Origin of the sequence: Vibrio hibernica, from assembly GCF_015223435.1 — a bacterium.
In the GTDB taxonomy this organism is placed as follows: domain Bacteria; phylum Pseudomonadota; class Gammaproteobacteria; order Enterobacterales; family Vibrionaceae; genus Vibrio; species Vibrio hibernica.
Window position 1 is genome coordinate 56,732 of sequence record NZ_VHKO01000003.1, and the last position, 18,514, is coordinate 75,245.

The 18,514-nt window shown below is 39.4% G+C and carries 20 protein-coding genes and 1 riboswitch; of the genes, 15 read left to right on the forward strand and 5 right to left on the reverse strand.

What is annotated here, in order from left to right; translation table 11 throughout:
• Window position 1 precedes the first annotated feature (1 nt).
• The 5 genes from FH976_RS02385 (at window position 2) to FH976_RS02405 (ending at window position 3,507) form a co-directional block, all read left to right on the forward strand.
• Entirely contained in the window at window positions 2–736 is a 735-nt protein-coding gene (locus FH976_RS02385) for a class I SAM-dependent methyltransferase (protein WP_194089321.1), read from the forward strand.
• Window positions 737–780: 44 nt separating this feature from the next.
• On the forward strand, window positions 781–1,143 hold the full coding sequence (locus FH976_RS02390) for an MmcQ/YjbR family DNA-binding protein (RefSeq protein ID WP_194089322.1): 363 nt from the start codon (window positions 781–783) through the stop codon (window positions 1,141–1,143).
• A gap of 530 nt (window positions 1,144–1,673) precedes the next feature.
• Window positions 1,674–1,877, forward strand: coding sequence for a hypothetical protein (locus FH976_RS02395; protein ID WP_194089323.1), 204 nt, complete (start codon window positions 1,674–1,676; stop codon window positions 1,875–1,877).
• Complete coding sequence (locus FH976_RS02400) at window positions 1,874–2,815, forward strand: RimK-like protein (protein ID WP_194089324.1); 942 nt, start codon at window positions 1,874–1,876, stop codon at window positions 2,813–2,815. Before FH976_RS02395 ends, FH976_RS02400 begins: the two co-directional genes overlap by 4 nt.
• Entirely contained in the window at window positions 2,815–3,507 is a 693-nt protein-coding gene (locus FH976_RS02405) for a hypothetical protein (RefSeq protein WP_194089325.1), read from the forward strand. Before FH976_RS02400 ends, FH976_RS02405 begins: the two co-directional genes overlap by 1 nt.
• A gap of 194 nt (window positions 3,508–3,701) precedes the next feature.
• Here FH976_RS02405 and dbpA read toward each other — a convergent pair whose 3' ends face one another.
• From dbpA to FH976_RS02420, 3 genes are all read right to left on the reverse strand, one after another.
• Window positions 3,702–5,099 (reverse strand): ATP-dependent RNA helicase DbpA, encoded by a 1,398-nt coding sequence (gene dbpA / locus FH976_RS02410; RefSeq protein WP_194089326.1) that lies wholly within the window; start codon window positions 5,097–5,099, stop codon window positions 3,702–3,704.
• Window positions 5,100–5,201: 102 nt separating this feature from the next.
• Window positions 5,202–5,429 (reverse strand): glutaredoxin family protein, encoded by a 228-nt coding sequence (locus tag FH976_RS02415; protein ID WP_153447081.1) that lies wholly within the window; start codon window positions 5,427–5,429, stop codon window positions 5,202–5,204.
• Window positions 5,430–5,443: 14 nt separating this feature from the next.
• Complete coding sequence (locus FH976_RS02420; RefSeq protein WP_194089327.1) at window positions 5,444–6,010, reverse strand: DUF1415 domain-containing protein; 567 nt, start codon at window positions 6,008–6,010, stop codon at window positions 5,444–5,446.
• A gap of 146 nt (window positions 6,011–6,156) precedes the next feature.
• Between FH976_RS02420 and FH976_RS02425 the strand changes: the two genes are divergently transcribed.
• From FH976_RS02425 to FH976_RS02435, 3 genes are all read left to right on the forward strand, one after another.
• Window positions 6,157–6,696, forward strand: a complete 540-nt coding sequence (locus tag FH976_RS02425; RefSeq protein WP_194089328.1) for a DUF2058 domain-containing protein — start codon at window positions 6,157–6,159, stop codon at window positions 6,694–6,696.
• Window positions 6,697–6,995: 299 nt separating this feature from the next.
• Window positions 6,996–7,985 carry an aldo/keto reductase gene (locus FH976_RS02430; RefSeq protein ID WP_194089329.1) on the forward strand — a complete coding sequence of 330 codons (990 nt, stop codon included), beginning with the start codon at window positions 6,996–6,998 and terminating at the stop codon, window positions 7,983–7,985.
• Window positions 7,986–8,046: 61 nt separating this feature from the next.
• A complete protein-coding gene (locus tag FH976_RS02435) occupies window positions 8,047–8,658 on the forward strand; it encodes a glutathione S-transferase family protein (RefSeq protein ID WP_194089330.1) in 612 nt (203 codons plus the stop codon).
• A 197-nt stretch (window positions 8,659–8,855) separates the two neighbouring features.
• Here FH976_RS02435 and FH976_RS02440 read toward each other — a convergent pair whose 3' ends face one another.
• Window positions 8,856–9,605, reverse strand: coding sequence for a DUF502 domain-containing protein (locus FH976_RS02440; protein ID WP_194089331.1), 750 nt, complete (start codon window positions 9,603–9,605; stop codon window positions 8,856–8,858).
• 162 nt (window positions 9,606–9,767) lie between these two features.
• Here FH976_RS02440 and FH976_RS02445 point away from each other — a divergent pair, with 162 nt between their 5' ends.
• The 3 genes from FH976_RS02445 to FH976_RS02455 all read left to right on the forward strand — a co-directional run bounded on the left by FH976_RS02445 (window position 9,768) and on the right by FH976_RS02455 (window position 13,351).
• Window positions 9,768–10,712: a CorA family divalent cation transporter gene (locus tag FH976_RS02445; RefSeq protein ID WP_194089332.1), complete on the forward strand. Its 945-nt coding sequence runs from the start codon at window positions 9,768–9,770 to the stop codon at window positions 10,710–10,712.
• A 144-nt stretch (window positions 10,713–10,856) separates the two neighbouring features.
• A complete protein-coding gene (locus FH976_RS02450; RefSeq protein WP_194089333.1) occupies window positions 10,857–11,762 on the forward strand; it encodes a DMT family transporter in 906 nt (301 codons plus the stop codon).
• 107 nt (window positions 11,763–11,869) lie between these two features.
• Window positions 11,870–13,351: an FMN-binding glutamate synthase family protein gene (locus FH976_RS02455; RefSeq protein WP_194089334.1), complete on the forward strand. Its 1,482-nt coding sequence runs from the start codon at window positions 11,870–11,872 to the stop codon at window positions 13,349–13,351.
• A gap of 194 nt (window positions 13,352–13,545) precedes the next feature.
• On the opposite strand, the gene FH976_RS02460 is transcribed toward FH976_RS02455, so the two are convergent.
• On the reverse strand, window positions 13,546–14,349 hold the full coding sequence (locus tag FH976_RS02460; RefSeq protein WP_194089335.1) for a sterol desaturase family protein: 804 nt from the start codon (window positions 14,347–14,349) through the stop codon (window positions 13,546–13,548).
• 461 nt (window positions 14,350–14,810) lie between these two features.
• A riboswitch (TPP riboswitch) is annotated at window positions 14,811–14,909 on the forward strand.
• Window positions 14,910–15,010: 101 nt separating this feature from the next.
• Here FH976_RS02460 and thiD point away from each other — a divergent pair.
• From thiD to FH976_RS02480, 4 genes are read left to right on the forward strand one after another with little or no spacing between them, the layout of a single operon-like run.
• Window positions 15,011–15,967: a bifunctional hydroxymethylpyrimidine kinase/phosphomethylpyrimidine kinase gene (thiD, locus tag FH976_RS02465; protein WP_407701621.1), complete on the forward strand. Its 957-nt coding sequence runs from the start codon at window positions 15,011–15,013 to the stop codon at window positions 15,965–15,967.
• 7 nt (window positions 15,968–15,974) lie between these two features.
• Window positions 15,975–16,739, forward strand: a complete 765-nt coding sequence (locus tag FH976_RS02470; protein WP_194089336.1) for an ABC transporter ATP-binding protein — start codon at window positions 15,975–15,977, stop codon at window positions 16,737–16,739.
• Window positions 16,736–17,536 (forward strand): ABC transporter permease, encoded by an 801-nt coding sequence (locus tag FH976_RS02475; RefSeq protein ID WP_194089337.1) that lies wholly within the window; start codon window positions 16,736–16,738, stop codon window positions 17,534–17,536. The genes FH976_RS02470 and FH976_RS02475 overlap by 4 nt, the downstream gene beginning before the upstream one ends.
• 25 nt (window positions 17,537–17,561) lie before the next feature.
• Complete coding sequence (locus FH976_RS02480; RefSeq protein ID WP_194089338.1) at window positions 17,562–18,512, forward strand: ABC transporter substrate-binding protein; 951 nt, start codon at window positions 17,562–17,564, stop codon at window positions 18,510–18,512.
• Window positions 18,513–18,514 lie beyond the last annotated feature (2 nt).

Here is an 18,514-nt window from a genome sequence, read left to right on the forward strand (position 1 = left end):
GATGAAAGAAAATAAATACGACGATAATGAATTTTTTCAACAATACAAAAGTATGCCTCGTTCTCAACAAGGTTTAGAAGCGGCAGGTGAATGGCATCAACTAAAAGCTTTGTTTCCTGATGTAAGGGGGAAAGCCGTTCTTGATCTGGGGTGTGGCTTTGGCTGGCATTGCCGCTATGCACAAGAACAAGGTGCTACACAAGTTGTGGGTGTCGATATCTCTCAAAAAATGCTTACCGAAGCAGCTAAGTTTAATACCAGTGATAAAATTAGTTATATTCAATCAGCGATAGAAGATATTGATTTTCCAGAGAAGAGCTTTGATGTGATCATTAGCTCATTGGCATTCCACTATGTGCAAGATTTTGCTGCGTTATGCCACAAGGTATTTGGATTACTTAAACCTAATGGCGTGTTTTTATTCTCGGTTGAAAACCCCATTTTTACCGCGAATGAAAAACAATATTGGCAACTAAATGAGCAAGGTGAAATAGCACATTGGCCATTAGATAACTATTTCCATGAAGGCTTAATCAATACTGAGTTTTTAGGCTGTATGGTTAAAAAATACCATCGAACTTATACCAATTATATTTCATCACTATTAAATGCTGGTTTTCAATTAAAGGCATTAGTAGAACCAACACCTTCGCAACAAATGCTTGATACGATTGATGGAATGCAAGATGAACTAAGAAGACCAATGATGCTTATCCTTTCTGCATCAAAAGCATAAAGTAATGCAATGATTTGATAGGTGAATTCGAGATAGGAAAAACTATGACATATGATGAATTCAATCAATTATGCCGTTCTATTCCATCCACTACCTATGTGGTGCAGTGGAATAATGCACATGTTTGGAAGGTGGGTGGCAAAGTTTTCGCGATTGGTGGTTGGGGCGAGAAAGATAAACCTGCGTATGTATTTAAAGCCTCTGAATTAAATTTCGATTTTTTAAAGGAGCAAGAAGGCTATAAACCCGCGCCTTATTTCGCCTCACGCGGAATGAAATGGATACAACATTTCGACACTCAAGCAAAAACCGATGAAGAACTGCGTTATTACTTAAAAGAGTCGTATCGAATAGTGTCATTAGGATTAACCAAGCGATTGCAAAAAGAGCTTGGGTTGAATCAGTAATTGTATTCTTTATGCTCAAAACTAGTTAGACATTGTCATTCTGGATAGCGACAAAGGAGCGCAGTTCAGAATCTGCTAAAGGATGTTGTTAACTGTTTTATGCCTAAAAATATAGTCATCTCAAAAAGTGAGGAACGAACGATGTTCAGGATCTCCAACAACTGTTGAGCCTCAATTCGCGGTAGGAGATCCCGTATCTTCTTCGCCTAGGCTCATGTACGGGATGACGTTGTGGAGACTTAATACTTATTTATACCTCGAGGCTAGTCAGAAGTTGTCATTCTGGATAGCGACGAAGGAGCGTAGTTCAGAATCTGTTAAAGCGTATTACTAACTATTTTATATCCATTTTGTGTTTGCATTACCCGATCCTTACTAATTTACATACTATTCATCTTGGTTGAATATTGAGCATGTATGGTGCTAATTTTACTGATATATGGTATTTATCTGTTTCACACCTTGCATCAGTATGATTCAAGGTGTCTGGGTAATAATTCGCCATAAATTACAACATGGAGTTAAGTTTTATGTCTCAACACATATTAATTGAGTTAGCTAAAAGAAAACCCTATTCAATATCACCTGAGATGCCCGAAAATGCTATTTTTGATAGTGCTAAAGGTTATTGGTTATCCGGAAGTGAACCCCTTGTATCACCAGGATCAAAATATGGTGCATTAGTTTCAAAAAAGTGTGATCAAGAAACAGGTGAGGATCAAAAAGGAGAATGATAGTCGATGTCCTTATAGTCTCAAGCATTTATGACTTTTCAACTGACCTTGTTGTACAAGAGTTGGAGAATCGAGGGGTTAACTATTTTCGGCTTAACAAGGAAAACTTTACTACCTACCGTTCAACTATAGATATAGAAAATAAATTGTTAGAAGTTAGAGTTGATGGGGAAATCTACCAAGTCACTTCAGCAACTAAATCTATTTATTACAGACAGCCTGTTTTTTTAAGAAATACACCAAGTAACTCTTTAACAATAGATGAGCAGTTATCTCGAAGTCAATGGATGGGTTTTTTAAGGAGTTTGGTTATTTTTGAAAATGCTGCTTGGTTGAATCGACCAGAAGCTACATATCTCGCTGAAACAAAAGCTTACCAACTAATCTTAGCCCAAGATATTGGTTTTAAAATACCTACAACATTAATTGGTAATGATGCTGATAAGTTCCAAAGGTTTAAGCAGAAAATAATAATAAAATCTCTGGATACTATATTGCTTCGAGAGTCCAATGATTGCCTGTTTACATATTCAACTATAAAAGACCCCTCTGAATTAAATGATCAAAATGTGTCCTCAGCTCCACTTACAGTTCAAGAGTATGTAACACAAAAAATTGATATTAGAGTAACTGTTATTGGAAATAAATTAGTGGCGGTAATAATAACTTCCGAAGGTCATGGGATAGAAGAGGATTGGCGTACAATTAATCGTGATTTGGTTGAATATACAGAAATAAAGCTTCCAAAGGATATTGAAAACCACTGCTTTGAGCTCTTGAGTAAACTGAAACTTAACTTTGGGGCAATTGATCTTCTCTTAAGTAATGGTGAATTTACTTTTGTTGAAATTAATCCAACTGGAGAGTGGGGCTGGCTTGTGAATTCAGATAGGAGATTTGATATAGATATTGCCACTTGGCTGACAGAGGGAAAATAATGAACTTTATTTATCGTATTTTTGAAGAACTTTTTCCAATATTTCCTTTCTTGAAAAGCAAAAACAATATTTTAAATAAAATTAGTAATGAAAATGAGATAACTAGTAAGTCTCAAAGATATAAAGAGCTAGGTTCTGATAGCTTAAATATTCGCATTAAGGAAGAACATGAACGTGCAATAAAAATAGATGAGAAGACATTTAAATTTACACTCGGTTTAAGTATTAGTTTAACCGTGTTAGCTGCTGCTAGTGGATCATTTGTCAAGTTTTCACCAAATAGCCCATTTTCAATGTATATATCAATAATTTGTGGGGTCGCATCGATTTATATGCTTGCGGCAGGGATCACTGCATTAGGGGCAATTAAAACATTGGCGACATATGGATACGGCACAGATCATTTATTAAATAAAATGAAAATTGGTGACTCGTATTTAGTTGAAGCTCTATATGCACAAGAACTAATGAATATTATTCGTCAGTTAAGAAATGAAGCGGCGTATCAATGTCTTCGTAATGGGTTCCTTATGCTATTCCTTGCTTTGAGCTTAGCTGTATTTATGCTGGGAAATCCCAGTGAAACTTCAGCATCAACTAAAACTAATATTGAAGATGTGTCTAAAAAACGAGCAGCAGCGGACTTAAAGAACAAAATATTAGTATCTGGTGAAAAAATTGATAATAAGTAAATGAAGTCACCCACTAAATCGTCAGCAAATTGAAGCATTAACCCATAGAAATATTAATCTAAAATTTACGTATTTAGAGTTAAAGGGTTAACAAAATTCTGTCCAAAGCACGTTTAAAAATACTAAACCTTTATTACACGAAAAAGCCCTGTGAGCAGAACTCACAGGGCTATTTTAATAAAGCTAGATATTAATTAAATAATACGAGCTCGGAAGGTTTTACCTTTCATTTTGCCATTTGAAATGATCTTAAGGGCTTTCTTGGCGACATCTTTTTGTACTGCTACATAGGCGCGAATGTCAGATAAATTAATCTTACCGACTTGGCTGCCTTGAATGCTTTGCTCGCCACCGGTTAGTGCACCTAAAATATCACCTGCACGAACTTTTTGTTTCTTACCGCCATCAATTTGAATGGTCGCCATTTTAGCCACGAAAGGCGCATCAGATAACACATCAGCAGATGGAAGCGTCGATGGTGAAATCGCAATGTCCATGTATTCATCAATTTGTGCCACTTTAAACATTTCTTTAGCAGAGAATAGGCTAAATGCCATGCCTTTGCTGCCTGCGCGGCCTGTACGACCAATGCGGTGAACATGAATTTCTGCATCACGAGCGAGTTCGAAGTTAATTACAGCATCTAAATTTTCAACATCCAAGCCACGAGCTGCAACGTCGGTTGCCACTAAAATTGATGAGCTTTTGTTAGCAAAACGGACTAGCGCTTGGTCACGATCGCGCTGCTCTAAATCACCGTGTAGAGCGATGACATCAAAGCCTTTGTATTCTAATTCATCGGCTAATTGTTGTGTCTCACGTTTGGTGTTACAGAAGATCACAGATGACTCAGGTTTATGAGTTAACAGTAAAATTTGAGTGGCGCGTAAACGTTCTTCAAAGCTTCCTGCTTCATAGAAAAACTGGCTGATGCTGGTGTTAGCATGCTGACTTTCTACTTTCACTAGCTCTGGATTGCGCATGATACGATCGGCAATTTTCTTAATTTCAGGTGGGAAAGTGGCACTAAAGAGTAAGGTCTGACGCTCTTTTGGTGCTTCCGCAATAATTGCATCTAATGAATCTTGGAAACCCATATCCAACATGCGATCTGCTTCATCGAGTACTAGCGTATTTAGCTCAGATAAATCGATACGACCTTTATCAAGGTGATCCAAAATACGGCCCGGTGTGCCAACAAGAATATGCGCGCCATGTTCAAGCGAACCAATTTGTGGGCCAAATGGCATGCCGCCACATAAGGTCAACACTTTGATGTTATGAATACCACGAGCCAATTTACGGATTTCAGTCGCGACTTGGTCGGCGAGTTCACGGGTTGGGCATAATACTAAAGTTTGCACACGGAAACGCTTCACATCTAAGTTAGCTAATAAGCCTAAACCAAATGCGGCTGTTTTACCTGAGCCAGTTTTACCTTGTCCAATCACATCTTTGCCAGCCAGCATTAAAGGCAGGCTGTCGGCTTGGATTGGTGTCATCGATTGATAGCCTAAACTGTCTAAATTCTCGATTAATGCGCTATCAAGGTTCAGGCTATTAAATGCTGTGTTAGAGGTCGTTGAAGTCAAAGTTTGTTATTCCTAATAATAAATGCGCTCGTTAACCGAAGTATTACGCTTAACGAGTTATCAAATTGGTTGTGATTTTTGTTTGCTTATAATCACGTCATGTTAACTGTTATAAATTTTATCAAAGTTGGCGGCGTTCCATCCCGCCATCATGCGATCGCCAATTTTGAGCACGGGAACACCACGTGCGCCCATAGCTTCTAATTCTTTACGGCCGCGTTGCAGTTGAGCATCACACAAGCGGTACTTAATGCCCTTTGAATCTAAATACATTTTTGCGGCTTTGCAGTGTGGGCATTTGGCACCCACGTATAAGACAACTCTCTTCATCGTCATATGATCTTTTAATCTTTATTGCTAAATAGGTAAGGAAACAATTGTTGCTTTTCTTGAACGCTTAACGCTTCGACACGAGCAATATTAGTATCGGGTATTGCTTCCGGATTAGGGTAATGCTTAACGGCTTTTGCCATGCTGTCTTCACGAATTAAGTGTAGAACAGGATAGGGCGCGCGATTAGTTAAATTTTCCGCATCATCTGGGCTTGCGCCTGCAAAACAATAATCGGGATGAAAAGTTGCCACTTGGAAAATGCCTTCCCATTGTTCTTGTTTGAGCAGGGCATCTATCCAATCTAAAAAGAAGTTGTAATTATCGAAATCACTGAGCATTTTCGGGATCACAACTAAGGTGGTTTCTAATTCTTTCACATCGGTTTGCGCTAAACGAGTGAACTCTTGAAACACATCTTCCAGCAAGGCTTCTTCTACTTGAGCGTCGGATACAAAGATACGAATTTGTTCATTTCGTTGCGGCTTGGCGGCAAAAGGACATAAATTTAATCCAATTACGACATCGATCAGCCATTGTTCTACTTGAGATTCAATCTCTGCAAAAGTAGGAATAGACATGTGAACCTCAAATAATTAATCGCGCCGCATTCTAGCATAGTTAACCTCATCTATTGATCTTAATAATCTGCACCTTGCTAAAAATTACAGGTATAATTACCGACAGAATATTTTCAATTAAGACTTAGAGAGCACCTGAACTCATTATGGCTAAATTAACTCTTCAAGAACAAATGCTGAAAGCTGGTTTGGTGAACAGCAAAAAATTGGCAAAAGCAAAAAAAACGTCTAAAAAATCACGCGTCCAAGCACGTGAAGCGCGCGAAGCGGTTGAAGTGAACAAACAAGCGCAAATTGAGCGTGATAAAGCATTAAGTGCGCAGCAAAAAGAAGCCACACTGTCGAAAGAAATGAAAGCGCAAGTGAAGCAGCTTATTGATATGAACCGAATTACGATTCGTGATGGTGAGATTGGCTATAACTTTACCGATGGTACGACAGTTAAAAAACTGTACGTTGATAAAGAAACGCAAGCAGAACTCACGAAAGGCCGATTGGCGATTGCACGTTATGTGGCAAAAAGTGGCGAAGAAGAAGAGTACGCGATTATTCCAGCAAGCGTGGCGGATAAAATTGCCCTACGCGATGAAAATACGATTGTGCTGAACAATGTATTAAGCAAAGAAGAACAAGATGAAGACGACCCATACGCAGATTTCGTCGTACCAGATGATTTGATGTGGTAACTCCTTAAACAGATATATACCCGTCTTACTTGACGCTGCAGCTTTGTTGGCTACGCTCGTTCACCCCACTCACTTAGTGAACTAAGCTCACGGGGCTTCACTTGCTTGCCGCCTCACTGCAACTTCAATTACTTTGGGTATAAATGAGTCTCAGTTATCTGAGGCTTTTTTGTGTCTTTTTATTAGGCAACATTAGAATGTAAACGTTAACATTTAGATGGTTGTTTGTGATGAACCGCCAAGAAAAAAACGTAAGATAAGATTAAGGTAATGGGATCTCAACAATAACTGGAGCAATCATGTCTTATATTGCAAACCCTGAACGCTATACTTCAATGCAATACAATCGTTGTGGGAAAAGTGGTTTAAAACTTCCGGCGGTATCGCTAGGTCTTTGGCATAATTTTGGTGATATTAATCAGTTTTCAAACAGCCGAGATCTTATTTTACATGCCTTTGATCTAGGTATTACTCACTTTGATTTAGCCAATAACTACGGGCCACCACCGGGCAGCGCGGAAGAGAATTTTGGACGTATTTTGAAAAAAGGTTTACGTCCTTACCGTGATGAATTGATTATTTCTAGCAAAGCGGGCTACACCATGTGGGATGGGCCTTATGGGGATTTTGGTTCAAAAAAATATTTAGTGTCGAGCTTAAATCAGAGTCTGAAACGTATGAATCTCGATTATGTTGATATTTTCTATCATCACCGCCCAGATCTTGATACGCCATTAGAAGAAACCATGAGTGCATTGGATTTAATCGTGCGCCAGGGCAAAGCCTTATATGTTGGTATTTCAAATTACCCTGCGGAACTGGCGCAACAAGCGATTGAAATGCTAAAAGAAATGGGAACACCGTGTTTGATTCATCAACCTAAGTTTTCGATGTTTGAACGTACTCCAGAAAATGGCTTATTGGATGTTCTAGGCGCTAATGGAGTCGGTTGTATTCCATTTTCTCCGTTGGCGGGTGGACGATTAACCGACCGTTATTTACAAGGTATTCCGAGCGATTCACGCGCAGCAAGTAGCAGTATTCATTTGAATGTTGAAACCGTTGAAGCCGAGCGAGATAAAGTTCTTCAGTTAAATGCTATCGCCCAGCAACGTGGTCAAACGATGGCACAAATGGCATTAGCTTGGGTGCTACATCATAAAAGTGTCACTTCAGTTTTAATTGGCGCAAGTAAGAAGCAGCAAATTACCGATGCGGTTCAGATGCTTGCTAATCAAGAGTTTAGCGTGCAAGAACTTTCTCAAATTGAAGGGATTTTACGCGGCTGATTTTTAATTCTGTTATGCTTGGTTGTGAAACATTTCCATTCAAGAAAAGGATGCTATAAGAATGAAATTATATGAGTTTGCAGCAAACCCAAGTTCTCGTCGTGTTGGAATCTTTTTAAAAGAATTGGGTGTTGAACTGGCAACCGTTCAGCTTGATGTTAGAGCGGGCGAAAACCTTAATGAAGAATATTTAGCCAAAAGTATTACTGGTAAAGTGCCTATGCTGGAATTGGATGATGGTACTTGTATCAGTGAAACGATCGCGATCTGTCGTTATATTGCTGAGAAAAAAGGTGATTTAACGCTTTTTGGCAAAACACCTGTTGAAGCCGGTTTAGTGGAAATGTGGCAACGCATCGTGGAGTTGGATGGATTATATGCTGGCTTCCAAGCTTTCAGAAACTTATCGGGTGTTTATAGTGACCGTGAGCGTTGTGTGAAAGCATGGGGTGTTGAATCAAAACTGCGTGTACAGGAGTTTTTGCCAAAACTGGATAAGCAGCTATCTTCACACCAATTTATTGCTGGCGATAAGTTAAGTGTTGCAGATATTACGGGGTTCTTATTCGTTGGGATTGTATGTTTGAAAGCTTTAGAAATTGATGCTTTAAGCGATTACCCGAATATCACACGTTGGTTTGAACAAGTATCACAACGTCCGGCTTTTCAATAGAATCAGCTTTGCAATAGAACCTGCTTTAAAATAGAAAGAGCACGTTGATATTCAGCATCTTTCGGCAATAATAGATAAACAAAAACCACCGTCATTTTGAAGTGACGGTGGTTTTTTTTCAATATCAATATATCGAACCTGAAGACTTAATAAGCTATGTATCCAATTAAGCTATATCTTCAATAAGTTAGGGATTATTATCGATTACTTTTTTTTAATGTGGCTTCTTGATTGGTTTTCCATTTGTGAATGGCGTCTTGCATTTCACGTTCACTCTTTAACACTTGGCCTAAAGCGTCGTTTGGCTTTTTCGGCAGAGTGAGGCCGCAAGAAATGAGTGTTGCAGTCAGTTGTTCTACCGCAAGGTGTTCGATATGTTGTAAATCTTCCACCTTTTCAAAGCGTACATAACCATTTGACAGGTTGATGGCTTGAGGCACAAAAACCACATGGTAGCCTTCTTCTGGTAATGGGTAGCATTTTCCATCATCGGCTAAGAACATCTCGCCGTTTTTATTCGGTATGATCCAGGTTGGGCCTAAATCAAATACTATTTCTCGTGAGTTCTCTCCTGACCAAGATCGGCAAAATGCAGGTTTTTTAAAAGGCGATTCATCGGAGGTCAGTGCTTCCATAATTTGTTTGGTGGAATTATGAATGATGCCAAACCCCGGAATACGGTTGATGGTTTTATCAGATAACCATTCATAGAAACTCCGTTGAAGTTTACCGTCAAAGATAATACCAATAATGAGCATTAAAATGAGCGCAGCAATAAAGCCAAAACCCCAAACGGTCGTGAATTGATTACGATATTCATCAGGTAGAAGATAACCAACGGTGCCATCCATAAATTGCACAACAGCATTCACAACCCAGCTGGCAATAACCAGGGGGATGATGAATAACATACCAATTTTTACCTTTCGAACGATAAATTTTTTCATAGCGAGAAACGACTCCTTAATAATGCCGATACTCTAAACGTTTTAGTTGGGCATACAAGTAATTATACTGAGTGATACTAAACGGTTATCTACTAACAAAACCTTGCGTGTAGACAAAAGCTCTGCATTAATAGAGAAAATATATTTAATATGGAAATAAAAATGGCAGACAATTTTCTGATTGATCAATGGTATTTTGACGATGGTGAATCGCAACAAATTAAGCCCGAGAATATGCATGAATTGAAAATTCAGTCGGGCAATTGGTATCATTGTCATCGAGAGGCTGCGTCTTTACGAAAATGGCTGCAATTTAACCAAATTGAACCGAGTATTATCCATAGTTTATTAAGGGACGATACACGCCCTCGATTTGAACGTTATGACGATGGCTCTTTTTTGCTGATTTTACGCGGAGTAAACCTAAATGAAGGAGCCAAACCAGACGACATGCTTAGTATTCGCATGTTTTGGAAGGGTAACGCTCTTATTAGTACCAATAAAATGTCGTCACGAACCATTAACAGTATTCGTAGCGCGTTACTAAAAAAAGAAGGGCCGAAGCAATTACCTGATCTGCTCATGGGGATTATTGCAGGGTTAAATCTCAATATTGAGAAGTTTTTAAATCAAATGGAAGCTCAGTTATTTGAGTTAGATGACACTGATTATGATGGTAGTGAATTACAAGTTATCCATAAACGAATTTTGAAGTTGAAACGTTTTTTGAAACCTCAGCAATATGCGATAAACGATTTAGTTGAAGCTGATATACCAGAGATTAGCTCAGTAGAAAGCCATAGCTGGAACGTACTTGATACCAGTACTCGGGTAACGGAATCAATGGATTTTTACTTAGAACAAATTCAAGTGATGAAATCGGAACTTGAGCAAGAGCAAGCCGAAAAAATGAATCGTAATACTTACTTATTTACGATTGTGGCTGCAATATTTTTACCATTGGGTTTTTTAACTGGGCTACTTGGAATTAACATTGGAGGCATGCCCGGAGTGGATAGCCCAACCGCATTCGGTCTCTTTTGTATTGGTTTAGTGATCACGTTAGTGATTGAACTTTGCTTGCTCAAGTGGCTGAAATTTTTCTGAGTTTTTCTTATATTGTCTATAAAAATAGTGGTTATTAAAGGCAGCATGTAGCGTAATCTTATAATGCAAAAACAAGTCAGTGATAGGCTTGTTTTTTATGATTGTTAGGTTAAGTTGTCTCATTCTCTTCAGATTGTCATTCTCATGAAAGCTCAAAATAACAACATGTTAGGCGCGGTGCTTATTTTAATCGCGATTTTAGCGTTAACATTAAAAGATAGTGCAGATAAATATCTTATTTTACATGGCTATCATCCTGTCGAAATGGTGTTTTTCCGGTTTACTATTCCTTTTTTATGTATGCTGATTTTTATGCCAAAACAAACAAAAATCGCTATTTTAGCTACGAATAACAAACTGGTATTACGTTCGACTTTGTTTTTGGTATGCGCTATTACGTCGGTTATTGCATTAAAATATATTCCGCTTAATGTTTATATTATTATTACTCAGATGGGGAGCATCGCCTTCATGCTAGGGGGCGCTTTATTTTTCAATGAACGATTAACCCCGACCAAAATTGTGGCGACTATTATTGGTTTTATTGGTGTGATCGTGGTGATGAATCCAACGGGTGAAGAAGGCTTACATGTTATTTATTTATTGCCCTTGATCATTGTACTTGCCAATACCGCTTATAATTTACTGACTAAAACTATTGATGCGAGTGTGTCATTTATATCTATTTTTATTAATACCTTCTTTATTCTAGGGATAGCCGCAACGATATGTTTAGTGATTGAGCCACAAATGTGGAGAACACCAAGTGTGGAATCAATTCCATATTTCATGATTATTCCGATTGTGACAATCGTATCGCAACTGTGCTTGATTAAAGCAATGAAAGTGGCAGATGCCTCTCACGTTGCGCCATTTTTCTATTTTCAAATCCTTTTTGCATGCATGATTGGTTATTGGTTATTTGATGAAATTCCAACGCGTTATAGCTTAATTGGCAGTGTATTTATTATGTCAGCCGGTTTGCTTATTACGTTCATGAATTATAGTAAAAATGGGGTTAAAAAAGAGTTATCTTACAAACTCAAATAATTGCACTACGCCTTGAAGCACATTTTTAATCGGTTATGTGTTTTTTCTTTGCAGTCTGAGGGTTAGCAAGGTAGAAAGGATCATAAATAATAAAGGAGTATGTCTATATGAACGGGATTTTATATTCATCGATTGAGTTGCTAGCCAGCTTAATTCTTATCTTATTAGCGGTTTTTGCTTTAGTTGTCGCCTGTTTGTATGTCGTAGATAAACGACAACATAAAAATGCGATTCGCCATAATTACCCAGTCGTCGGTCGTTTGCGGACTTTCTTTGAGAAGCAAGGCGAGTTTTTTCGTCAGTATTTCTTTGCTATGGATAGAGAAGAAATGCCGTTTAATCGTTCGGAGCGTAATTGGGTTGAGCGTGCGGCAAGAAATGGCGATCATACGGTTGCCTTTGGTTCAACGCGTAACCTCGATCCTACCGGCACTATTTTATTCATGAACTGTGCATTTCCCACATTGGATGAAGATGCGACACAGCCAAAAGAAGTCACCATTGGGCCTTTCGCAAAACATCCTTACATAACGGCATCCATTTTTAATATATCAGGCATGAGTTTTGGCGCGATTTCAAAGCCTGCCGTCCGCGCACTTTCACAAGGTGCTAAAAAAGCCGGTTGTTGGATGAATACAGGAGAGGGCGGGTTAACACAATATCACTTAGAAAGCGGCGCCGATATTGTGGTTCAAATTGGGACTGCTAAATATGGCGTTCGAGATGAGAAAGGTCATTTAAGTACTGAGAAATTACAGCAAGCGGCAGCGCACGAACAAGTCAAAATGTTTGAAATCAAAATGAGCCAAGGCGCTAAACCAGGAAAAGGCGGCATGTTGCCTGGGCGAAAAGTGACAGCGGAAATTGCCGCCATTCGCGGGATTCCGGAAGGGCAAGATTCCATTAGCCCTAATGGTCATGTTGATATCAAAAATGTGTCTGAATTGATTGATATGATTGAGTTTGTACGAGAAACGACCGGTAAACCCGTTGGCTTTAAAGCGGTGATTGGGTCTTATACATGGATCGATGAATTGTTAGAAGAAATATTGTGTCGGGGTGAATCGAGCGCACCTGATTTTATTACCATAGACAGCGCTGATGGTGGCACGGGTGCTGCGCCTCAACCGCTGATGGATTATGTTGGCATGACACTTAAAGAGAGTTTGCCTTTAGTGATTGGAGCACTTGAGCGACATGGCTTACGTGAGCGTATTAAAGTGGTCGCCTCTGGAAAGCTAATCACACCATCAAAAGTCGCTTGGGCGGTGGCACTTGGTGCAGATTTCGTGACGTCTGCTCGAGGTTATATGTTTGCGTTAGGCTGTATTCAATCACTTAAATGCAATAAAGACACTTGTCCAACGGGTATTGCGACCCAAGATATAAAACGACAAGAAGGTTTGGATGTCACAAATAAAACCGAGCGTGTTGCCAGCTATAATAAGTACATTAATTATGGTTTAGGCATGTTGGCGCATTCATGTGGTGTATCAAACGTGCGTGGGTTAACGCATAAGCATGTGCGCATTGTCACTGAAAGTGGTTTATCGGTGGCATTAGATAAGTTTTATGAGGGTCATCAATAGATTCCTATCTACATAAAATAAACAGGTAAACGGATCTTTATAAAACTCGATTATTATAAAGGTCCGTTGTTTTTTTTGTTATAAAGACGAATTGTTATAGCGAGCAATTTTCTAAAAGATTAATAGCTATAAATACTAATAGTTATAAAGATCAATTACGATAAAAATCAATTATTCCTGCCTATTTTTTTTAATCACTTTTCACGAAAGGGTTGAGTCAACATTTTCCATATACTTTGCTCTTTAGATTGTCGAAACAGAGATAACCCTATCTGCATATCGTGATGACCATCCTTAGGTTGTTCCTTGTAACTATTAAACCAGCGATCCCAAATTGATAAACAAAAGCCATAATTGCTGTTGGTTTCTTGCGGATAGACGGAATGATGAACACGATGCATGTCTGGCGTCACAATCCATTTACGTAACAGGGCATCCACTTTCAAGTGTAAATAGACGTTGCTGTGATTAAACATGGCGCTAGCGTTTAATATGATTTCGAACAACAAAACTGCAATGGGAGAAATACCTATCATCATAATGGCGGCGATTTTAATCCACATCGATAACCATATTTCAATAAAGTGAAAACGTGAACCTGTGGTTATGTCAATATCTTGATCGGCGTGATGTACTCGGTGTAAACGCCACAGCCATGGGACGAGATGAAAAATACGGTGCTGCCAGTAAATGAGGCAATCCAGTAATAGCATGGATAATAGCCACTCAATAGGCTCTGGAATATTGAGGAGATTGAATAGTCCCCACTGATGTTGTTGTGCGAAATAAGCACTCGATACGGCTAGAATTGGTAGCGTAAAGGGGATCAATAGACCATTAAAGATGGTAAAGAGAAGATTGTTTATCCAACGAAACCCTTTGGGCTGAGTTAGCATTTTTCTTGGATGACGGACTTCCCAAATTCCCATAAAAAGAATCACAACCAAAAACACAGAAGGCCTGATCAACATTTGGTTCGCTAACATAAATTCAGTCATATATACCTTTCAATTACAGAACCGTTTATTACTTAACCTGAACTCTGGATAAGGAAGATTATAACCTATTAATTTATAGTCTTTTTTAATTATTTACCGAACAGCGCAGGGATTTTAGATGCATAACTAGGCAAAATTATGAGTCAATAGCTGGTCTATTGCGTTAATTTTAACGAAGTTAGGCGCTAAAAGAACAAGTTGTTTAGCTTAAATTATCCAGAGTTCAGGTTACTTATCAATCAGATTGATAGTGAGTTTGCTATGCTTAACCATCGTGGTGAGCTTGTTTAACCACTTTAATTCTTATGTTTGGTGTAAAACAACATAATAGAGAATACATCGAAAGAGGAGGAAAGTGTTCGCTTTAGTGATAGCCGACATTGTTGTACAAAATCAGCCGCTAGTCACTGTTCATAAAGCTATGTCTTTACATCTTCCAAGTAAGTCTCTACATTAGCAAACGTATTTAGTCGGGGAGCCGAAAGGCTGAGATCACAAAAGTGAGACCCGTTGAACCTGATCCAACTAACATTGGCGTAGGGAACTAATTTCGAACCACCTTTCTGCTTTTCGTTGTCATAGCTTGCCGCTTAAGCTAGTCACACGGTTTTGACCAGTTAGATTCGAATGTTCTCCTACGCATAAGTAGGAAGTATTCGATATGCCTAACGCTTGTAATATGTCTTCATCATCTTTAATCGAAGGTTCAACCTCAACACAATCCAGTATTGCGAATATTCTCACGATTGCCGGATCTGATTCTGGCGGTGGCGCAGGTATTCAAGCCGATATCAAAGCCATTTCAGCCACGGGCAGTTTTGCTTGTTCGGTTATTACGGCATTAACAGCGCAAAATACGCAAGGCGTCACTGGTATTTTACCTATTGACGCTGAGTTTGTTGGCCAGCAATTAGATGCGGTTTTTTCAGACATTGATATTGCAGCCGTTAAGATTGGAATGCTAAATGACGCCAGTGTTATTAGGGTTATCGCTCAAAAATTAAAACAATATCAACCAAAATACGTGGTGCTTGATCCAGTAATGGTGGCGACCAGTGGTGATGCGCTTATTGAAAACTCAGCCATTCAAACTTTAGTTAATACGTTATTTCCATTAGTGACAGTCATAACGCCAAACCTTCCAGAAGCCGCACTTCTTATTGGTACTCAGATGCCAACCCATGAATCAGAAATTGAAAGTTTCATTCAACAATTGGAAGCTCATTCAAACTTAAAATCAATGAAGATTTTACTAAAAGGTGGACACTTTGATGGTGAGCAAAGCTGCGATTGGTTGATTGATGGTGAGCAAATAACGGTGTTTTCACTGCCTAGAATTAAGACCTCAAATACACACGGAACCGGTTGCACTTTATCATCTGCTTTAGCGTCTTACTTAGGGCAAGGCTTTGAATTAGAAACCGCAATATCGAAAGCGAAAGTCTATATATCACATGCCATTATGGCCGCTGACAAGCTTAATGTCGGGAGAGGTTCTGGCCCCGTTCACCATTTTTATGCATCGCCTGTTTTTGATGATATGGCTTCAGATGAAATACCGCCTAATGAGCTTCCTTCACATGGCTTTGCTTGTGATGATATTAGCGTGAAAGGCTGAAAGCGCGATGATTAGTATTGAGCAATTCACTTTCCAGTTTTCACTTACGAGCCCTCCTATTTTTGACAAGCTCACCGTCCAATTTGAACGCAATAGTTGGACATGCTTGCTTGGGAAAAGTGGCTGTGGCAAAACGACCTTATTAAAACGTATTGCAGGTTTTGATGCTATGGGTGGTATTCAAGCAGGCAACATTTATTTAGGGCCGAATAACACTCAATATTCAAGAGAGCACTTGCCTATTGCGTATATGGGCCAACAAGATTTGTTGTTTCCATGGTTAGACGTATTGCATAACGTGTGTTTAGAAGCTTATTTACGTCACGGAAGTATTACTGAGTCTCAGTCTAAACAAGCGGCTCAATTATTAAATCAATTAGATTTGCCTAATTGTCTTGAGAAATATCCTTATCAGTTATCGGGTGGTATGAGGCAGCGTGTTGCCATTGCGAGAACCTTGATGCAAGACAAACCGATTGTGCTTATGGATGAACCTTTTGCCGCGCTTGACGCAGTAACACGTTACGAATTACAAAATCTAGTATGCCGATTATTGAAGAACAAAACGGTGCTATTTATTACTCATGATCCCCAAGAAGCATTGCGTATTGCTGACCGTATTGTGCTTATGAAAGGGCTGCCCGCCAAATTGTATGAGGTTGAATTTGAGTCCGATCAAGGCGTTCCGAGAGATATGAACGCCGATCTTCTCGGAGCACAACAACAATTGATTCAGCAATTAACCGAGACTCGATTGGAGGTTGTTGAATGAAGAGTTTATCGGTGCAGCGAAAGGTAGAATCTAGCCAGATCAAAGTGTGGCGATGTAGTCTGCTGATTCAAACTGGGATCACCATCGGCATTTTACTGTGTTTGTGGCAAGGCATTATTACCCTGTTTTCGTTGCCAAATTTTATTGTGCCCGCGCCATTATCGGTTGGATATGCTTTGGTTGATAATGCAGATGTACTCGCGATGAATACTTGGGTGACATTGCAAGAGATCGTTATGGGGCTGGCGTTTGGATTATCGTTCGGCATTATTTTTGCGTTGATTTTATTACTCAATAACACCGTTAATCGTTGGTTGTTACCGATTTTGATTATGAGCCAAGCGATCCCTGTTTTTGCGCTGGCCCCCATATTGATGCTATGGCTTGGCTACGGAATGGCATCTAAAGTGGTAATGGCAGCCGTGATTATCTTTTTTCCTATCACGACTTGCTGCTATGACGGTTTAAAAAACACTCCAAAAGGCTACTTAGAACTCGCTCATACTTTCCAACTGACTAAATGGCAAACCTTAATTCGGGTCAAATTTCCCTCTGCATTACCTGCTCTAGCTTCTGGCTTACGAGTCGCGGTGGTAATCGCGCCAATTGGAGCTGTCATTGGAGAATGGGTAGGAGCAAGTGCGGGGCTCGGTTATTACATGCTGCAAAGTAATGCACGCATGCAAATTGCAGAGATGTTTGCTGGATTATTTATTTTATCGTTACTGACCATTGGTTTGTATTTTATTACAGACCGTTTACTTAATCATTTTATTCATTGGCCGAATCAGGGCTAATTACTTACACAAAAGGAGTTGTTATATGCATTGCTCGACACTTTTAAGGCTTAAAAAAATTGGCTTACTTGGCCTGTTATTTACGGTGACTTCTCAAGCGTCTGCTTCTGAGAAATTAACCGTCATGCTCGATTGGTTTGTTAATCCGAATCATGGCCCAATCATTGTGGCCCAGCAGCAAGGATTATTTAAGAACGAAGGTTTGGATGTCACTATTCAAGAGCCTGCCGATCCTACGCTGCCTCCTAAAATGGTGGCCGCAGGGAAAGTGGATATGGCCGTTACTTATGAGCCTAACTTCATTATGGATCTTGCCGAAGGTTTACCACTAAAGCGTTCAGCCACTTTGATTGCGACACCGTTGAATACCATTTTAACGCTTGATAATGGCAAGATTAATTCAGTGAAAAACTTAAAGGGCAAAACCGTTGGAATCGCCGTTGCCGGTACTGAAGGTGCGATGGTTGGGACTATGCTGCGCCATTCTGGTCTGAAATTAAGTGACATTAAAATGGTGAACGTGGGGTGGAATTTGTCCGCATCACTAGCGTCTGGGAAAGTCGATGCCGTGTGGGGAGGCTTGCGTAATTTTGAACCAAATCAATTGGCATTGGAAAACGTGAAGGTGAAAGCGTTTTATCCAGAGGAACATGGCGTTCCGAGTTATGAAGAGCTCATCTTTGTGGTTAACCAAAACACCAAAAAAGGTGCAGCTATTGCCAAGTTTAATCATGCTTTAACGTTGGCCACTCAATTTATTGTTAACCACCCTGAATCAGCTTGGAATAGTTTTAAATCGTATAACCCAAAAACGTTAGATACTGAATTAAATCAACGTGCATGGAGCGATACATTAACCCGCTTTGCATTACGTCCAACCGCAAGTGATGTACAAGGCTACAAAGCTTTTGCCGATTTTATGTACCAAAATAATATAATAAAAACGGCCGTTGATCCGACACCTTACTTATATTAATC

Excerpts from the sequence above, each read along its gene's own strand:
- FH976_RS02420 (WP_194089327.1), bottom strand. The coding sequence starts at position 6,010 with ATGTCTATTCCTACTTTTGCAGAGATTGAATCTCAAGTAGAACAATGG.
- FH976_RS02415 (WP_153447081.1), bottom strand. The coding sequence starts at position 5,429 with ATGAAGAGAGTTGTCTTATACGTGGGTGCCAAATGCCCACACTGCAAA.
- FH976_RS02475 (WP_194089337.1), top strand. The coding sequence starts at position 16,736 with ATGAAGAGTTTATCGGTGCAGCGAAAGGTAGAATCTAGCCAGATCAAA.
- FH976_RS02455 (WP_194089334.1), top strand. The coding sequence starts at position 11,870 with ATGAACGGGATTTTATATTCATCGATTGAGTTGCTAGCCAGCTTAATT.
- FH976_RS02405 (WP_194089325.1), top strand. The coding sequence starts at position 2,815 with ATGAACTTTATTTATCGTATTTTTGAAGAACTTTTTCCAATATTTCCT.
- FH976_RS02430 (WP_194089329.1), top strand. The coding sequence starts at position 6,996 with ATGTCTTATATTGCAAACCCTGAACGCTATACTTCAATGCAATACAAT.
- FH976_RS02460 (WP_194089335.1), bottom strand. The coding sequence starts at position 14,349 with ATGACTGAATTTATGTTAGCGAACCAAATGTTGATCAGGCCTTCTGTG.
- FH976_RS02395 (WP_194089323.1), top strand. The coding sequence starts at position 1,674 with ATGTCTCAACACATATTAATTGAGTTAGCTAAAAGAAAACCCTATTCA.
- FH976_RS02445 (WP_194089332.1), top strand. The coding sequence starts at position 9,768 with ATGGCAGACAATTTTCTGATTGATCAATGGTATTTTGACGATGGTGAA.
- FH976_RS02435 (WP_194089330.1), top strand. The coding sequence starts at position 8,047 with ATGAAATTATATGAGTTTGCAGCAAACCCAAGTTCTCGTCGTGTTGGA.
- FH976_RS02480 (WP_194089338.1), top strand. The coding sequence starts at position 17,562 with ATGCATTGCTCGACACTTTTAAGGCTTAAAAAAATTGGCTTACTTGGC.
- FH976_RS02470 (WP_194089336.1), top strand. The coding sequence starts at position 15,975 with ATGATTAGTATTGAGCAATTCACTTTCCAGTTTTCACTTACGAGCCCT.
- FH976_RS02425 (WP_194089328.1), top strand. The coding sequence starts at position 6,157 with ATGGCTAAATTAACTCTTCAAGAACAAATGCTGAAAGCTGGTTTGGTG.
- thiD (WP_407701621.1), top strand. The coding sequence starts at position 15,011 with ATGCCTAACGCTTGTAATATGTCTTCATCATCTTTAATCGAAGGTTCA.
- FH976_RS02440 (WP_194089331.1), bottom strand. The coding sequence starts at position 9,605 with ATGAAAAAATTTATCGTTCGAAAGGTAAAAATTGGTATGTTATTCATC.
- FH976_RS02390 (WP_194089322.1), top strand. The coding sequence starts at position 781 with ATGACATATGATGAATTCAATCAATTATGCCGTTCTATTCCATCCACT.
- FH976_RS02450 (WP_194089333.1), top strand. The coding sequence starts at position 10,857 with ATGAAAGCTCAAAATAACAACATGTTAGGCGCGGTGCTTATTTTAATC.
- FH976_RS02400 (WP_194089324.1), top strand. The coding sequence starts at position 1,874 with ATGATAGTCGATGTCCTTATAGTCTCAAGCATTTATGACTTTTCAACT.
- FH976_RS02385 (WP_194089321.1), top strand. The coding sequence starts at position 2 with ATGAAAGAAAATAAATACGACGATAATGAATTTTTTCAACAATACAAA.